Origin of the sequence: Solimonas variicoloris DSM 15731 (assembly GCF_000382285.1) — a bacterium.
Lineage (GTDB): Bacteria > Pseudomonadota > Gammaproteobacteria > Nevskiales > Nevskiaceae > Solimonas > Solimonas variicoloris.
This window is the reverse complement of record NZ_KB907931.1, coordinates 84,076-99,268: the sequence shown is the minus strand read 5'-3', so window position 1 is coordinate 99,268 and position 15,193 is coordinate 84,076. Positions and strand designations below refer to the sequence as shown.

At 66.6% G+C, this 15,193-nt stretch carries 16 protein-coding genes; 9 read left to right on the top strand and 7 right to left on the bottom strand.

Annotation, left to right across the window (positions count from 1 at the left end; translation table 11 throughout):
* Positions 1 to 26: 26 nt before the first annotated feature.
* Complete coding sequence (locus H149_RS20575; RefSeq protein ID WP_039748684.1) at positions 27 to 629, top strand: hypothetical protein; 603 nt, start codon at positions 27 to 29, stop codon at positions 627 to 629.
* A 476-nt stretch (positions 630 to 1,105) separates the two neighbouring features.
* Here H149_RS20575 and H149_RS20570 read toward each other — a convergent pair whose 3' ends face one another.
* Positions 1,106 to 2,092: a hypothetical protein gene (locus H149_RS20570; protein ID WP_154654735.1), complete on the bottom strand. Its 987-nt coding sequence runs from the start codon at positions 2,090 to 2,092 to the stop codon at positions 1,106 to 1,108.
* A gap of 571 nt (positions 2,093 to 2,663) precedes the next feature.
* Between H149_RS20570 and H149_RS22155 the strand changes: the two genes are divergently transcribed.
* Complete coding sequence (locus H149_RS22155; protein WP_020649672.1) at positions 2,664 to 3,437, top strand: helix-turn-helix transcriptional regulator; 774 nt, start codon at positions 2,664 to 2,666, stop codon at positions 3,435 to 3,437.
* Between the two features lie 33 nt (positions 3,438 to 3,470).
* On the opposite strand, the gene H149_RS20560 is transcribed toward H149_RS22155, so the two are convergent.
* Positions 3,471 to 4,232, bottom strand: a complete 762-nt coding sequence (locus H149_RS20560) for a TetR/AcrR family transcriptional regulator (RefSeq protein WP_051101839.1) — start codon at positions 4,230 to 4,232, stop codon at positions 3,471 to 3,473.
* Positions 4,233 to 4,375: 143 nt separating this feature from the next.
* Between H149_RS20560 and H149_RS0110285 the strand changes: the two genes are divergently transcribed.
* The 4 genes from H149_RS0110285 (at position 4,376) to H149_RS0110270 (ending at position 7,560) form a co-directional block, all read left to right on the top strand.
* On the top strand, positions 4,376 to 4,948 hold the full coding sequence (locus H149_RS0110285) for a hypothetical protein (protein WP_026353068.1): 573 nt from the start codon (positions 4,376 to 4,378) through the stop codon (positions 4,946 to 4,948).
* Between the two features lie 275 nt (positions 4,949 to 5,223).
* Positions 5,224 to 5,997 (top strand): helix-turn-helix transcriptional regulator, encoded by a 774-nt coding sequence (locus H149_RS0110280; protein WP_020649669.1) that lies wholly within the window; start codon positions 5,224 to 5,226, stop codon positions 5,995 to 5,997.
* Positions 5,998 to 6,138: 141 nt separating this feature from the next.
* On the top strand, positions 6,139 to 6,837 hold the full coding sequence (locus tag H149_RS0110275; RefSeq protein WP_020649668.1) for an iron-containing redox enzyme family protein: 699 nt from the start codon (positions 6,139 to 6,141) through the stop codon (positions 6,835 to 6,837).
* A gap of 12 nt (positions 6,838 to 6,849) precedes the next feature.
* Positions 6,850 to 7,560 (top strand): hypothetical protein, encoded by a 711-nt coding sequence (locus H149_RS0110270; RefSeq protein ID WP_020649667.1) that lies wholly within the window; start codon positions 6,850 to 6,852, stop codon positions 7,558 to 7,560.
* 15 nt (positions 7,561 to 7,575) lie between these two features.
* Here the strand turns inward: H149_RS0110270 and H149_RS0110265 are convergent, their stop codons facing one another.
* On the bottom strand, positions 7,576 to 8,238 hold the full coding sequence (locus H149_RS0110265) for a DNA-3-methyladenine glycosylase family protein (protein WP_020649666.1): 663 nt from the start codon (positions 8,236 to 8,238) through the stop codon (positions 7,576 to 7,578).
* 76 nt (positions 8,239 to 8,314) lie between these two features.
* Between H149_RS0110265 and H149_RS0110260 the strand changes: the two genes are divergently transcribed.
* From H149_RS0110260 to H149_RS0110250, 3 genes are all read left to right on the top strand, one after another.
* Positions 8,315 to 9,493: a vWA domain-containing protein gene (locus H149_RS0110260; protein WP_020649665.1), complete on the top strand. Its 1,179-nt coding sequence runs from the start codon at positions 8,315 to 8,317 to the stop codon at positions 9,491 to 9,493.
* A 107-nt stretch (positions 9,494 to 9,600) separates the two neighbouring features.
* Positions 9,601 to 10,002, top strand: coding sequence for an MAPEG family protein (locus tag H149_RS0110255; protein ID WP_026353067.1), 402 nt, complete (start codon positions 9,601 to 9,603; stop codon positions 10,000 to 10,002).
* Entirely contained in the window at positions 9,999 to 10,676 is a 678-nt protein-coding gene (locus H149_RS0110250) for a SanA/YdcF family protein (RefSeq protein ID WP_020649663.1), read from the top strand. The genes H149_RS0110255 and H149_RS0110250 overlap by 4 nt, the downstream gene beginning before the upstream one ends.
* 154 nt (positions 10,677 to 10,830) lie before the next feature.
* On the opposite strand, the gene H149_RS0110245 is transcribed toward H149_RS0110250, so the two are convergent.
* From H149_RS0110245 to H149_RS0110230, 4 genes are all read right to left on the bottom strand, one after another.
* Positions 10,831 to 11,103 (bottom strand): response regulator transcription factor, encoded by a 273-nt coding sequence (locus tag H149_RS0110245; protein ID WP_020649662.1) that lies wholly within the window; start codon positions 11,101 to 11,103, stop codon positions 10,831 to 10,833.
* 203 nt (positions 11,104 to 11,306) lie between these two features.
* Complete coding sequence (locus H149_RS0110240; RefSeq protein ID WP_211213579.1) at positions 11,307 to 12,467, bottom strand: hypothetical protein; 1,161 nt, start codon at positions 12,465 to 12,467, stop codon at positions 11,307 to 11,309.
* Positions 12,464 to 13,828 (bottom strand): COG4315 family predicted lipoprotein, encoded by a 1,365-nt coding sequence (locus tag H149_RS0110235; RefSeq protein WP_020649660.1) that lies wholly within the window; start codon positions 13,826 to 13,828, stop codon positions 12,464 to 12,466. Before H149_RS0110235 ends, H149_RS0110240 begins: the two co-directional genes overlap by 4 nt.
* Positions 13,825 to 15,171, bottom strand: coding sequence for a DUF1552 domain-containing protein (locus tag H149_RS0110230; protein WP_020649659.1), 1,347 nt, complete (start codon positions 15,169 to 15,171; stop codon positions 13,825 to 13,827). The genes H149_RS0110235 and H149_RS0110230 overlap by 4 nt, the downstream gene beginning before the upstream one ends.
* Between the last annotated feature and the right edge of the window lie 22 nt (positions 15,172 to 15,193).

The following is a 15,193-nucleotide window of genomic DNA, read 5'->3' as shown; positions in this document are numbered from 1 at the left end:
GCACCAACTACCAGAGGAGATTCAAGATGAAATCGAAGCTCGCAATCCGCAGCCTTCACGGCATCGCCGCGCTCGCCACGACGGCCCTGTCGCTGCCGGCCATGGCCATCAACTTCACGGCGACGCCGGGCGGTTCCATCACCGCCAGCACTGCGGCCGGCAGCCCCGCGCAAGTGCTGAAAACCTCGTACGATCCGACGACGCCGATCAAGTGCGACATGGCCGTCGAGGGCAGCATGCCGGCGGCAACTTCCAGCAACGGCGTGGACTTCCTGACCATCACTAAGGTCACGTTCTCGACGAGCAGTTCCGGGACCGATCCCATCGTCTGCCCCGCCGCCCGAGTCAGGGTGCTGGTCGGCGGCACGCTGTCCATAGTCTCGGCGACGAACCCGTTGAAAGCCGACCTGACCAGCTACAGCTCGCCCATTACCAGTGGCACGCTAAAAGGCGTCTACCTGACGGCGCCGGGCCTCTCGACCTGCGGTCCGGTCAACATTCCCGTGCAGTATTCGAATACCACGCACGTCTTCACGCTGCTGCATCCCTGGAGCATGTCGCCTGACTGCTCGTCGGTCGCCAACATCAACCTGACGGTTTCGCCGACGCAATCCATCACCTCGCCTTAATGCATCGGCCCAGACAGGACAGCCCGTCGCCAGATTGGCTGCATGCATCCCGGCTCCTCGTGGGAGCGCCTTAGGGCGCTCCCTTTTTTGCCCGACCGCAAACACGAGTCATGTCACCCACAGCCATCGCCTGGCGGGCGCTTCGATGCATTCACCGGTGAGCGCTTAAAACCTGACGCGAGGTTCGGCGTCCAGCATCGAGCTGGCGCTCTCACGCCACCGCGAATCATTGCCGAATCCAAGGCGAGAGAAAGGCTCTCCTCGCCGTTCAGGCCTTCGAGGAAGGTCTGAAATCTCGGTCATCGGGACGCCGCGCAGCGGCTGTAGCGATCCAGAGACGCCGCTTGTGTCGCACGCCGGGATGGCGTCGTTGCCTACGGCTCCTCGCAATGACGAGGTCTGAACTTTTTCAGAGATTCCTTGAGCAAAAAAAGGCGGGGACTCGAAGGTCCCCGCCGACACGGCTGTCTGCCTGATCAAGGCGAGATGATCGCCGAGTTCCAGCCATTCATGAAATTGATGCCCGGCACCGTACCATCGGGGGCCGTCGCGAAAATGGTCGCCCCCGAGACGTCTTTCAGCTCCAAGCGGTTTACGCCCGACGCGGCGGGCAAGCCCTGCTTGAGGTTGAGGACCGCATCAATCACGAACGGAATCGTTCCGCAGCCGCTCGCCGCAGGCACAGAGAATGTGTCATCGAGCTGCGTCGACTTGACCGCCGCAGAGTACAGGACGCCGGAATCGATATTCTCATTGCCATCCAGGTCATAGGTCGAGGCATAGGCCTCTGCGATCTGAGAATTCCGTGGATGCAGGAGAATCGGATTGCTGTCCGAGCCGATGAAGCAGTTATTGCCCAGCAGGAAGTGATTGAGCTTGATCTTCACTGGCAGCGTCAGGATCGGCAAACCGACTCGCGTCGCCGCGATCAGGTTCAGGTCCGACGGCGCGCCCGCCGAGACCAGCGTCGCCGTGACTCGGTTAAGGTCGTTGTTGGTAATGAGATTGCACAGCGGCGTGATCACTGGATCGTAGCCAGAGCAAATCAGGCCCAGAAGGCCACCAGGGACCTCAGCCGGATCGGAGAGCACCGCGCCACCCGGCGGCGAGACGGTGCCGTCGATATCGGTGAGATTGCCCGTCATCTCCACAGCGCCAATCTGCAGATTGCTGCGTCCCGCCGTGACCGGAGCATTCCCGATCTGGATCGGTCCCAGCTTGATCAGCTGCATTTTGCCAATTTTGATCGAGCCGCTGGTCGAATCATTGGCGACGCAGACGCTATTGGTGTTGATGCCATCGGTCGCCAACATCGCAGCGCTGTCGACTGGGCAGCGAGTGAACGGCGCCCAAGCGCCGTTCAACGTGACCGCGTGCGCATTCGTGGCCAGCATGGCCAGGCTTGCGGCAGCGGCGACGCTGCCCAATAGCGGCGCAGACAACCTCCTTGATATGAACCCCATGATGATCTCTCCTCATTGAGTGAAACGATGAACTCGCCTTGTCACGCCCATGTCGGAGCAAGTAGCACCGTGGAGCAATGCTCTGCAGCAGGCCCTGGTCGGCATAGCAATGCCCCCCAGGACATCGCTGACTCCGGTTTTCGGAGTCAACGTGCCCGACTCAGGTTGTGTACCACCGGATTCACAATGCCGCGATTGTCCAAAAGGGCAGTTGCCCTCATAAAAGGGGAGGAACGAAGCTCATGTTTCAAGTTCTTTTTACTGGATCGACTGATCTATCTAAAGTTGCGCCGACACTGCAACGGGACCGGCGTTGCTTGAACGTAATGAGAGCAGCGGGTTTCCCATAATCGGGGCGCCATCACCACGTCCGGCTCACGCTATGAACGCACGGGCTGCACACCATCCCCGCCACTGCAGCCCACGTCCTATCGGCGGCCGGCGGTCTTCCGTCAGCATCAGTCGGCTTTATCTTTCCGTTCGTCCACACTTGCCGAACCCGCCGATCGGGGAACGCCAGTATTCTTTATCTGCGGCGTCGACTGTCCCACTTAATTCCTGGGAGAAGGACATGCGTGATGCCTCGCAACTCGCGAAGTACCTTTCGAAAGCCGAACTGATCGACACGCTGGATCTCGTCGAAAAGGCCGACAAGGCCGGTACCGAAGACCAGTTCCGGCAGCTCGTCGCGATTGCCTCGCGGCTGATCCCGCTCGAGCGCATGCACGTCTGCTTCGCTTCGTTGGACGAGCAGTCCCAGATTTCCGGCTTCAGCCGCCACATCCTGATCGACTACCCGTCGCAATTCGTGCAGGAATACCTGGAGGGTAACTATGCCGCCGTCGATCCCGCCTGGGACGAGCTCATGCGAACCGGCCGCGCCGTCATCTGGCACGACTTACGCCAGCGCCATCGCTCGCCCGAGCAGATGCGTATCTATGCCGCCGCCAACGCCTACGGGCTGCGTGACGGCTTCACCTTCGGCGCACGCTTCTCGCACTTCCCTGGCTACAGCGTATTCGCGGCCATATGCGATCCACACGAATTGCCACGGCACCAGCGCCATCTCGCTGTCATCGACTATCTGACCCCGCACCTGCACGCCGCACTCGGCCGCATACAGCTTGGCCTACTCAAGCTAATGCCTGTGCTCACCGAGCGAGAGCGCGAGGTCATGCATTGGGCCAAGTTCGGGAAGACGGACTGGGAAATTTCCCTTCAGATTGGCTGCAGCGCCCGCACCGTCAAGTTCCATATCGAGAACGTCATGCACAAGCTGCAGGCCAGCAACCGTGTGCAAGCCATCGCCATCGCTCTCTCGCAAGGTCTCGTCGACTGGGGCTGATTGGAAGCTGATCCCCGCGCCCGCGGCACACCGCTAGCATGGCAGGATCGGCAAGCCCACCGCCTCGTGGTGCGCATAGACCGCGCCCTTGGTCAGCGCGCGGAAGATGTTGAGCACCTGCAATTCCATTTCCTCGACCGTCAGACGCATGCCGCCGGAGATCCACTCGACGAGCAGCTCGTTGGTCGCGCCGACCAGGGCGATGCCGGACAGCCGATAGTCGGCGGCCGGCAGCACGCCGTCGGCCGCAAGCTGCCGCGAGACCTGATGGATCAGCTCGGCGAAACGACGGATCAGGCGCCGCCGCTTTTCTTCGAGTTCGGCACTGACGCCGACGCTCTCCAGACACATGATGCGGGCCCGGATCGGATCGGACAGCGCATGCCGCACAAAAGCGCGGATCGCCGCGCCGCTGCGTTCTCCGGTTTCCACGCCCGGCTCGGTCAGGGCGCGCGTGACGGCCTGCCAGAGTTCGGCCTCGACACGGTCGAACAGCCCGTGCAGCAGGGCCTCGCGCCCCTGGAAGTGCTCGTAGTAATGGCGTGTAGCGACGCGCGCCGCGGCGCAGGTGCGCTCGATCGACAGGCGCGCATAGCCCTCGCGGCCGATCAGCGCGTAGGCCGCGTTCATCAGGCGCTCGCGGCGCTCGGCCTTGAGCTCGGCCATGGCGCGGCCGCCGTAGACGCGATTGACGGCGCGCGGGCCGCGTTGCAGCGCGAGGCCGGGCTCGCTGCCGGCGGAACCCGGTCGCGTCCCGGCATGCGCGTGAGAGGCTGGATGGCACTTGGGCTTCATGGATGTCGCTCGGATGACAGCGCCACCTTCGCAGGCCGCAGTGACAATGGGCACTGTCCTAATGGCCAGTTGGTCGGGAAATCCCCGACCGCGAGCATCGATGTGCCTGCCCCGAACCGCCGACGGCGGAAGGTCAAGGACCCATGCCGGACACCACACGCAAGCGGACGCGGCATCGGCGCGCGATATGGGCCGGCACCGCATTCGCCGTGTTCGGCCCGTTCGAGCTGCCGCTCGCCGCCGACGGAGGTTTCGACGCGACACCGGCCGCGCGGCGACGCGTGCTGGCCGACATCGCCGGGCGCGAAGACGGCCTCGCCGCCGCCTGCGGCTGCTTCGTCTTCAGCCTGCGCGGCCGCGCAGCGGCGCTGCCGTGGTACGTCGGCCGTGCCGACGGCGGCTCGTTCGCCGAGGTCTGCCTGAGCGACGCCTGCCTGCGGATCTACGCGCAGGCGCAGGCATGCATGCCCTGTCTCGACGCGCACCTGCACCTGCTCGGGCGTCTCGACTGCGGCGGCCTGCCGGCATCGGGCACCGGCGCCGAGATCGCCTGCGTCGAGCAGGCGCTGATCCGCCTGGCGCGCGCGCGCAATCCGGCCCTGCTCAACGCCGACGGCGAGGCGCCGCTGCCGGCGCCGGCGGCAACGCTGCTGCGGCCGCTGTATGCGCCGCGCACGATCGATGCGCGCGCGCTGCGCGCCGTGCTCGGGCTTTAGGCGCCTCTGCATCGCGCCATCCATCGTCATGACGAGGCGCCGGCGGCGAGAAGCCGCGGCGACGCAGGAAGCAAGCTGTGTCTCCGGATCGCTGCGGCCGCGGCGCGGCCTCGCGATGACAGACGTGGTTCTGACCTTCCCTGGCCACCGCTGCCGATCGCATCGACAGGCGTCCGCAGCGGCGGTGCGATGCTGCAGCGCAGCGCGAAACCGCAGGCGCCGCGCGCGCTCCGACTTGCCTACACTGTCGGCGCTGCGAGCCATGGGGGAGAAACATGCCGACGGCCACCGAAATCGCCCGACATCTGTCGAAGCTGGATCTGGTCAAGGCGCTCGACGTCATCGATACCGCGCGCCACGTCGGCTCCGAGCAACAGATGAAGCGGCTCATGCATCTGGCCTCGGAGCTGATTCCGCTCGAGAAGGTGCACATCTGCGTGGCCGCGCTCGATGCCGACGCGAACATCGTTTCCACCACGCGGCAGATGCACATCAATTTTCCGCTCGAGTGGCTCAACCAGTACCGCGAGCGCGAATACTTCCGCGTCGATCCGGTCGCGCGCGAACTGTTCGGCGCTGGCCGGCCGCTGCTCTGGCACGAGTTGCGCAAGCGCAATGTCGTGGACGGTGCCAAGCAGTTCTACGCCGACGCGCGCGACTTCGGCCTGAACGAGGGCTTCTCGTTCGGCGCCCGCTTTTCGCAATCCAGCTCGGCGAGCTTCTTCACCTGCATCTGCGACGAGCGCGAGATGGTGCGGCATCGCCGCCACGCGGTGATGATCGAGTTCCTCACCCCGCATCTGCACGAAGCGCTGGCCAAGGTCCATCTCGGTCTGCTCAAGGAGGCGCCGGTGCTCAGCGACCGCGAGCGCGAGGCGCTGAACTGGGCGAAATTCGGAAAGACCGATTGGGAGATTTCGCTGCAGATGGGCATCGGCGCGCGCACTGTGAAGTTCCATCTGGAAAACGCCATGCGCAAGCTGCAGGCCAACAACCGCGTGCAGGCGATGGCGATCGCCCTCTCGCAGGGGCTCATCGACTGGGGCTAGATCCCCGCCGCAATCGCATCCTCAGCATCGGGATCGTCGCCTTTCCGGAAAGACGGCCGACCTGTCCGTTGCGGCAGGTGCGCCCCGCATCGGCACGGGTCGAGACTCCACCGCAGGCAAGACTGCCAGGGGGAGAAACCGATGAGCTTGGAACCGTTCTCGCAGTTGCTCGACGCCACCCGCGCCGACTTCGAATCGCAGATCCTCGGCCACCCGCTGCTGGCCGCACTCGCGGCCGGCCAGCTGCGCCGCGACCACTACGCGCTGTTCCTGCGCGAAACCTTCCACCTCGTGCGTCACACCTCGCGCGCGCTGGCGACCGCCGCCGCGCGGCTCGACGACGAGCACCGCGGCCTGCGCGGCTGGCTGCTCGAACAGGCGCACGAGGAGCACGGCCACGAGCTGTTCTGCCTCAAGGATCTGCAGCGGCTCGGGCTCGACGCCGAGCGCATCGTGCAGCGCGCGCCGGGCCCCGGCGTCTGGGGCATGGTCACGCAGAACTACTTCCTCGCCACGCACGCCCGTCCCGGCGCGATCCTCGGCGTCGCCGCCGCGACCGAGGGCATGGGCGTGGAACTCGCCGGACGCATGGCCGACGTGGTCTCGGCCCGGCTCGGCATTCCGGACACGGCCACCACCTTCCTGCGCAGCCACGCCTCGTTCGACCGCCGCCACTTCGAGGAAGCGCGCCGCGCCGTCAACGAATATGCCGCCGCCCCCGAGGTGCTCGACGAGGTGATTCGCGCGCGCCGCTACACCTTCCGCTACTACGGGGCGCTGTACGACGACGTGCTGCGCAGCGTCGAGCGCTTCTTCGACGACCACCAGCGCGCCGCCTGAGGGGAGCCCGACATGAACCGCCTTCCGCTCGCCGCCGTCGCCGACCTGCCGTCGGCAGGCGCCGCCGATTCGTCGCTCGATCTGTACCGCCCGGAGCGCTACCGCATCCGCGAGATCGACGGCCAGCTGCAGCGCCGCACCTACGAAGCGCTGCTCGAACAGACTTACGGCGCGCTCGGCTTTCCGCTCGCCGGACTGCGGCCGACCGACGATTCGCGCTGCTTCCTGCTCGAATTCGGCGCGCAGACCGCGGCGACCTTCCGGCTGACGCCGGTCGACGACGGCGATCATCATTTCCGCCGCGTGCTGCCGCGCGCGACGCGCGCCGACGGCGCGCCGCTGCGTCTGCTCGAAGTCAACAACGTGATCGTCGTGCCGCGCTTTCGCGCGACCATCGCCCTCGGCCTGCTGCTGCGGCACAGCGCGCTGCACGCGGCGGCGCACGGCTACGACTTCATCGTCGGCCTGACGCGCTACCAGGTGCTGCGGCACTTCGTCGAGTTCGGCGTGGTGCCGGTCGACCACGAGCCGCTGCACCTGCTCGGCCGTGACGATCTGCTCGACTTCACCATCTACTACGACACCGCCTCGCCGGCCTCGTGCGCGTACATCGAGCAGCGCGCGCAGCGTTACTTCCACCAGCAGTACGTGCTGCGCAGCATCGACGAGAAGTACGGGCGCGCGCAGCGCCGTCTGCAGGCGGCGGTGCCGGCGGCGGCCTGAACGGCCGCGCGGCGCTCAGACCCAGATCTCGTTGACCGGGTCGGCGACGCGCCAGAGATACCAGCTGGCGATCGTGCGGTACGGCGCCCAGCGCCGCGTGATCTTCAGGGTGCGCGCGTCGGACAGCGGCCGGCCCCGGTTGTAGAGCATCGCCACGCCGCGGCGCAGGCCGACATCGTCCATCGCGAACAGGTCGATACGGTTGAGCGCGAACATCAGGAACATCTCGGCGGTCCAGCGGCCGATGCCGGGCAGCGCGTCGAGCACCGCGATCGCCGCCTCGTCGTCGAGCCGGCCGAGCGCACGAAAATCCAGCGTGCCGGCCGCGGCCGCCTCGCCGAGCGCGCGCAGCCACCGCGCCTTGGCGGTCGACAGACCGTAGCCGCGCAATTCCTCGTGGCTGGCCGCCAGCAGCAGCGGCGGCGTGATGCGGCGCCCGGCGCCGATGCCGGCCATCAGCCGCGCCTGGATGGTGTCGGCCGCCTTGCTCGACAGCTGCTGGCTGATGATCGACGCGCACAGCGTGTGGAACGGGTCGCGGCGCGTGGCGCCGAGCGTGCACGGACCGTGGCGCTCGATGACTGCGGCCATCACCGGATCGGCGCCGGACAGATGCTGTTCGGCGGCCCGCACCTGCTGGACGAAAGCGGCGGCACCGCGGAGGGTCGGAGCGGGCATGGTCGGCTCGGCGGTGCGCTGGCGGACGGACGGGAACGAGGCGCTACAATGCCATAAACCCCTTGCCCCGCCACCCGTGCTTTTCACGTTCTTCTTCACCCTGCGCGCCGCCGGCGTCAAGGCCAGCCTCAGCGAATTCCTGATGCTGCTGGAAGCGCTGTCGAAGCACGTCGCGATCTTCTCGATCGACGACTTCTACCACCTGTCGCGCGCGGCGCTGGTCAAGGACGAATCGCAGTACGACCGCTTCGACCGCGCGTTCGCCGCGTACTTCAAGGGCATCGAAGCCGTCACCGGCGAGCTGTTCGGTTCGATCCCGGAGGAGTGGCTGAAGAAGCAGGCCGAGCTGCATCTGTCGCCGGAGGAACTGGCCAAGATCCAGGCGCTCGGCGGGCTCGACCAGCTGATGGAAACGCTCCGGCAGCGCCTTGAAGAGCAGAAGGAACAGCACCACGGCGGCAGCAAGTGGATCGGCACCGGCGGCACCAGCCCGTTCGGCCACGGCGGCTTCAATCCGGAAGGCGTCCGCATCGGCGGACCCGGCGGCCAGAAGAAGGCGGTCAAGGTCTGGGAGAAGCGCGACTTCCGCAACCTCGACGACAGCATCGAACTCGGCACCCGCAACATCAAGATCGCGCTGCGCCGCCTGCGCCGCTTCGCGCGCGAAGGCGCCGCCGATGTGCTCGACATCGACGACACCATCAGCTCGACGGCGCGCAACGCCGGCTACCTCGACATCAAGATGGTGCCGGAGCGCCGCAATGCGGTGAAGGTACTGCTGTTCCTCGACGTCGGCGGCTCGATGGACCCACACATCAAGGTCTGCGAGGAACTGTTCAGCGCCGCCAAGACCGAGTTCAAGCATCTGGAGCACTTCTACTTCCACAACTTCGTCTACGAGTCGGTGTGGAAGGACAACGCACGCCGGCACAGCGAGCGCATCCCGCTGTTCGACGTGCTGCACAAGTACACGCCGGACTACAAGGTCGTGTTCGTCGGCGACGCGACCATGAGCCCCTACGAGATCGTCCATCCGGGCGGCAGCGTCGAGCACTGGAACGAGGAGGCCGGCGCGGTCTGGTTCAAGCGTCTCCATGACCAGTTCCCGAACCTGGTCTGGCTGAACCCGGAACGCGAGGACCACTGGGAATACACGCCGTCGGTGCAGGTCACCAACGAACTGCTCGGCCAGGGCCGCATGTTCCCGCTGACGCTGTCGGGCCTCGAGGCGGCGATGCGCCGCCTCTCGCACTGAGCCGGCGCGATCCCGCCGGCGCAGCGGCTACAATTGCCGACGACCGCCGCCGGCCGCGACGGCCGCGACGCAATACCAAACGATTCACAACGAGGGGAAAACGAAACATGACGGGAATGACGGCGCTGCTAGGCTATACCGCGTGGACGCTGGTGCTGGTCGGCATCGTGCTGACGTGGCGCGTGTTCGAGGTGCTGCGCGGCAAGCGCATCAACAGCTGGGGCCGCGGCGCGTCGATCGCCGTACCGTCCTTCATCGAACGCGCCGGTCACGCGCATCTGAACGTGCTCGAGAACCTGCCGGTGTTCGCAGTGATCGTGCTGGCGGCGCAGCTGCTCGGCAAGACCGCCGGCGTCGATGCGCTCGGCTGCTGGGTGCTCGGCGCACGCGTCGCGCAGAGCGTCGTGCATCTGATCGGCACCTCGGTCGCACTGGTGATGGTGCGTGCGACTTTCTACGTCATCCAGATCGCGCTGTTCGCGTATCTGCTGTGGGGTCTTGCGACTTGAAACCCTGGACTCGCCGCTTCCTGCAACGCTGGCTGATCACCGGCTTTCTCGCGTTCGCGCTGATCGTGCTGCTCGGCAACCGCTGGGTCATCAACAGCACCGACGCGTACATCTACCGCGACTGGGCGCTGCTGCCGGCAAACGACGTCGGTGTCGTGCTCGGCACCAGCAAGTACCTGGAAAACGGCAAGCCGAGTCCGGAATTCCGCGGCCGCATCGAAGCGGCCGCGGAGCTGTACCGCAACGGCAAGCTCAAGCACCTGATCGTCAGCGGCGCGAACCCCGACGAGACCTACAACGAGCCGCGCGCGATGCGCCGCGAGCTGATCAAGGCCGGCGTGCCGGACACCGCGATCACCATGGACTTCGCCGGCTTCCGCACGCTGGACTCGATCGTGCGCGCCGAGGCGGTGTTCGGCCTCAAGCAGTTCACCGTCATCACGCAGCGCTACCACTCGTACCGCGCCGTCTTCATCGGCCGCAAGCTGGGCCTCAAGGTCGTCGCCTACATCGCGCCGGCGACCAGTGATGGCGGCTACGGCAGCCGCAACCCGCCGCGCGAAGTGTTCGCGCGCGTCAAGGCGATCCTCGACATCTTCCTGCTCAGCACCGAACCGAAGTTCCTCGGCGAGCCCGAGCACATCGAGCTGACGCCGGACTCGGCGGGAACCTGAAGCAAGAGGGGCGGACGACAGGGCGCACCGCTGCCCGCGTCCCGCTCTTTCGCGCATCAGCGCGGCCGCAGGGGCGAAGCCGGACCACTCCCGGAGACGCGCCCGCAGCGAGGCTTGCCCCGAGTTTCACGGAGGGCGAGGATGCCGCGCACGGCTATGGCTGATGCCGCGGACGCCGATCGCCGCGCGCCGCATTGCTGTCCTCTCGCCGCACCAGCCAGCCCTCCAGGAAGGCCTCGCGCATGAGCTGCGCCGTGTTGTGCACGTTGAGCTTCTCGTACACGCAGCGGCGATGGTGGTGGGCGGTATGCACCGAGATCTGGAGTCTCTCCGCCATTTCTCTGGTCGAGCGCCCACAGATCAGCAGGTACAACGCCTGCATCTCGCGCGGCGACAGCTGGTTGTAGTGAAGCGAACGCTTATTCACGACAGCTCTTTTGGGTGTGGGTGGACGCCGAGCAGGGCCGTGCCCTGCCCGGGCGGATCGTCAGGCTTTCGATCGAAATGGAAGGTCACGCCGCGGCGGCATGGCGGGACAGGGTCGGAAGCGCAACACGTCCGCGCGGACCCTGGAGCCCGACCGACCGAGCCTGCGCGGGCGCCCATATGGCGCCCGCGCGGCAGGAGCGCTCAGCGCGCGGCGGAGAGCGGCGGCGCCGACTCCGGATGAATGACGTAGACCTGCGTGAGCTTCATGTCGAGCGCGCCGGAGATCGCCGTGTTCTGCCCGGTCTTCGGATCGGGATAGCCGTCGGCGAGGCGACGCAGCGCCTTGTAGATCGAGGCCGCCGACGCCTGGCCGTAGGCAGCATGGTGCGTCGCCCAGGCCGTGTTCATGGCGTAGTACCACTGTTCCACGTCGATGAAGCCGGCGAGCACGCCCTCGGCTGATTCCGGCGTCAGCTTCAGGCGCAGCTGTGCGCTGCGGAAGATGTTGATCGCCGGGTCGCCCATGCCGTCCTCGGGTACGAGGATCTCCTTGAACGGTTCGGTCTCCAGCACACCATCGACGATGCGGCCTTTGGCGCTGATGATGAAGCGCTTGCCCCAGCGCGTGTCGACGCGCTGCGAGCCGCCGGGCAGGTAGTTTCCGGTCGGTCCGGCGAGCAGCGTGTCGAGCGTGCGGTAGTACGAGACCGTGACGTCCGGATCGTTCTTCAGGCTGTCGACGCCGGTCAGCTCGAAGGTCACGCGGTTGAACGGCTTCTGCGCGCGCCACTTCGTGGTGATGATGCCGAGCTCGCCTTCCTTGCGATAATTGCGGACGCAGCCGACGACGCGGAACAGCTGGTTGTCGATGCCCTTGCGGCCGTCGTCGCTCTCGAAATCCTCCGGCGTGTCCTTGCCGTCGAGATTGACGCCGATCGCGTACTTGCCGGTCGCCTCGTGGAACGGGAACTCATCCGGCGTGGTGTCCGGATCCCAGATCGCCGCCTCGCGCTTGAGCTGCGTCTCGGCCAGCGTGCGCTTCTTGCCGTCCTTCGGGAATTCCTCGGCGAACTGCTCGCGCGGGCCGATATTGAAGCCATTCGGGCACTCTTCCTTGTTCGGCGTCTCGCGCAGGCCCCAGGACACCTCGTCCCAGAGCACATAGCCGATGCGTCCGCCGGGTGGCGCCCAGTCCTTGCCGTCCGCAGCCTTGGCCGCAGACTTCGTCGCCGGCGCCGCGGCCGGCTCGGCCGCCGTCACGCTGCCACCGAGCAGCAGCGGCAGCCAGGCAAGCGCCGTCAGGCCGAGCGCCGCGCGCTTCGGTACGGACCGCGACTGCCGATCGTTCACGTTGTTCATCATGCACCCCGTCCAAAATCGGAACGCAGCCAGAAGGCCTTGTAGCCGTTGCGATAGCCGTAGAACTCGCCCCACTGGTCGGCGGTCATGTCGCCGGGTCCGCGGTCGCGGTAATGCGTGTACACCGGGCGCTTGCGATAGGCCCACACGTGGAGCGCGCCGGGCGCGTCGGGCTTCGCCTCCTTGCCGGTCATCGGGTCAATCCACATCGCGGTCCACAGCAGGCTGTCGCTCTTGACGCCCTTGGAGACCGGCACGTACGGGAAGCGCTCGACACAACGCTTGGGATCGCCGCCGCCGCAGACGGTGAAGCGGTAGATCTGCGGCGAGTCCGGATGATCGCAGGCGAGCTGGTCGAGCGCGTCGTCGGCGCAGTTGTAGACGTAGACGGTCTTGCCGGCCTTGTCGGCGAGCACCAGGCCCGTCGGGCTGTCCTGCACCGTGAAGTCGGCCGGCGGCTTCGGCGTGTACTGCGCGTAGACGTTGTACCAGCCGGGCACGTCGCTGCCGTACATCTTCTTGGTCGGCTCGCCGACGTGCGTGTACAGCGGCTGCCGGCGGAAGGTCCACTGCCGGATACCGGGCGAGCGCTCGATGATGCCGAACTCGCCGCGCGGCTTGGCGTAGGCCGGCGCCTCGATCGGCTTCCAGGCGTCGAGGCAGCTGCCCTTGCAGTTCGAGCGATCCGGCGCGTCCTGCTGGCTGGCGTAGACCGAGTAGTTGTCGCTGGTCAGCAGCATGCGGCCGACCAGATTGGTATCGACCTTGAACTGCGGCGGCACCATCGACGGCGCCTCGGCCGGCTTGCGCACGCCGACTTCGCCGGACGCCTGCGTATGCGCGCCGTTGACCTCGCCCGGCTTGGCGTCGAGCACCGAGGTGTAGAGCGCGTAGCCGTCATAGGCCCACTGGCTGATGCCGTCCTTGCGCTGCACGATCGTCCACTTGCCGACCGGCTTTGCGTCCTGGTCGGCGACGACGATCGGCCAGACGTCGATGCAGCTCGGCCGCGTCGCCACTTCCGGCAGTTCGAAGCCGGCCGGATACGGGCTCATCAGGCCGGCGTTCTCCGTGTACTTCGTGCCGTCACAGCTCGGCGCGCCCTTGCGCTCGCCGACCGGGCCGTTGCGCAGCTGCCGCACCGGCCAGGTGTACAGCGTGTGGCCGCGCGCGTCGGCGAACACCGGCCCTTCCTGTTCGGTGACGACGATCTGGAAGCCGGGCGGCATTTTCACCGGCTCGTACTGCTCCTTGTCCCTGGCCGGCGAATCCGGCCACGGCGAACGCCCGTCCGCCTGCGCGAGCAGCGGCGCGCCCGCCAGACACAGCAACAGCAGAGGCTTGAGGATCGAATGATGTGTCACGCCAGGATCTCGCTGAATGCGTTCGAGGTCATGTTGCTCTTGACCCCCCAGTTCGGCAGTTCGATGCCCATCGCGCGCATCGCCGTGTAGGCCACGCGCGTCACGCCGGTGGCGCCGGCATCGACGTGCAGGCCGGTCTTCACGCGGCCGCCGGCGCGGCCCGCTGTGAACGCGACCAGACCATCGAGCGAATGGATGCGCGCCTCGCCGTGATCGGTGTTGGCGTAGATCAGCATGTTGTCGAGCAGCGTGCCGGCGCCTTCGCGGATCTTCGTGAAGGCCTCGACGAAGTACGCCCACTCCTCGATCGCGCGCGACGAGAAGTACGCGCACTGCGGCTGGTAGCCGTAGTGGCTGTCGATCGGCTCCTCGTGCGTCGTCGTGTGGTGCGGCTTTTCGTAGCCTTCCTTCACGGTGTTGGCCTGCGCGTTCGAATAAGCCATGTTGAAGACGCGCGTCTGGTCGCAGGCGACCGCCATCACCATCAGGTCGGTCAGCATGCGATGGCGCTTCTGCACCATGTCGACCTCGACGCCCATCTTCGGGTCCATGCTCACCGACGGCGGCGCGTGACAGGCGGCGATCGGCTCCGGCTTGGTGAGCTGCTGGTCGAGCTGCTTCTCGAGATGGCGCAGGCCGGTGAAGTACTCGTCGAGGCGCTGGCGGTCGGTGGCGCCGACCGTCTTCTCCATCGCCTTGATCTCGTCGAGCACGCCGGACAGCACGCTGCGGCGGACCATGACGCGCGGGCTCGGCGTGAACACCGGCGCGTTCGGGTCCTGGAAGTCGGCACCGAACAGACGCGTGTAGAACTCGAGCGGCGAGATCTCCGGCGGATTCGGCGTGTTGGCGTTCTCGTAGCTCACCGTGTTGCGGAAATCGCCGGTCGCCGACGCGGTCAGCGTGCGGAAGCGCGTCGTGCGGCCGATCTGGTTGGCGACGGTGATGTCCAGCGTCTCGCCGGGCTGCTCGGCCGTGGTCTTCGGCGCCTTGCCGGTGCGGCCGACGATCCAGCCCGAGTAGTGGCAGAGGTTCGGTTCGCCGTCGCGGAACACGTTGAGATTGGTGAACAGGTTGACGTGCTGCTGCACGCGCGCGACCGGCCCGAGCTGCGACGGCACTTCATAGCCGGCGCCCGTCTTCTGCGGCACGAAGATGCGGTTCGTCGCGCCCAGGCCCCAGAACCAGGTGCCGAAGCGCAGCGGCAGCGATTCGCCGGTCGCGGCCCAGGCCGCGCCGTTGTCGTCCAGCAGGCAGTCGAGCACCGGCAGCGCCACCGCCACCACGCCGCCATTGAGCAGGCCGCGCAGAACGTGGCGGCGGCTCAGGTTTTTGACTTTCATGAGAGAAACCTCCTCGGTCTCG

Bases quoted from the DNA above. Each gene is read 5' to 3' on its own strand.
- H149_RS20575 (WP_039748684.1), top strand. From the start codon at position 27: ATGAAATCGAAGCTCGCAATCCGCAGCCTTCACGGCATCGCCGCGCTC.
- H149_RS20570 (WP_154654735.1), bottom strand. From the start codon at position 2,092: ATGGGGTTCATATCAAGGAGGTTGTCTGCGCCGCTATTGGGCAGCGTC.
- H149_RS22155 (WP_020649672.1), top strand. From the start codon at position 2,664: ATGCGTGATGCCTCGCAACTCGCGAAGTACCTTTCGAAAGCCGAACTG.
- H149_RS20560 (WP_051101839.1), bottom strand. From the start codon at position 4,232: ATGAAGCCCAAGTGCCATCCAGCCTCTCACGCGCATGCCGGGACGCGA.
- H149_RS0110285 (WP_026353068.1), top strand. From the start codon at position 4,376: ATGCCGGACACCACACGCAAGCGGACGCGGCATCGGCGCGCGATATGG.
- H149_RS0110280 (WP_020649669.1), top strand. From the start codon at position 5,224: ATGCCGACGGCCACCGAAATCGCCCGACATCTGTCGAAGCTGGATCTG.
- H149_RS0110275 (WP_020649668.1), top strand. From the start codon at position 6,139: ATGAGCTTGGAACCGTTCTCGCAGTTGCTCGACGCCACCCGCGCCGAC.
- H149_RS0110270 (WP_020649667.1), top strand. From the start codon at position 6,850: ATGAACCGCCTTCCGCTCGCCGCCGTCGCCGACCTGCCGTCGGCAGGC.
- H149_RS0110265 (WP_020649666.1), bottom strand. From the start codon at position 8,238: ATGCCCGCTCCGACCCTCCGCGGTGCCGCCGCTTTCGTCCAGCAGGTG.
- H149_RS0110255 (WP_026353067.1), top strand. From the start codon at position 9,601: ATGACGGGAATGACGGCGCTGCTAGGCTATACCGCGTGGACGCTGGTG.
- H149_RS0110240 (WP_211213579.1), bottom strand. From the start codon at position 12,467: ATGATGAACAACGTGAACGATCGGCAGTCGCGGTCCGTACCGAAGCGC.
- H149_RS0110230 (WP_020649659.1), bottom strand. From the start codon at position 15,171: ATGAAAGTCAAAAACCTGAGCCGCCGCCACGTTCTGCGCGGCCTGCTC.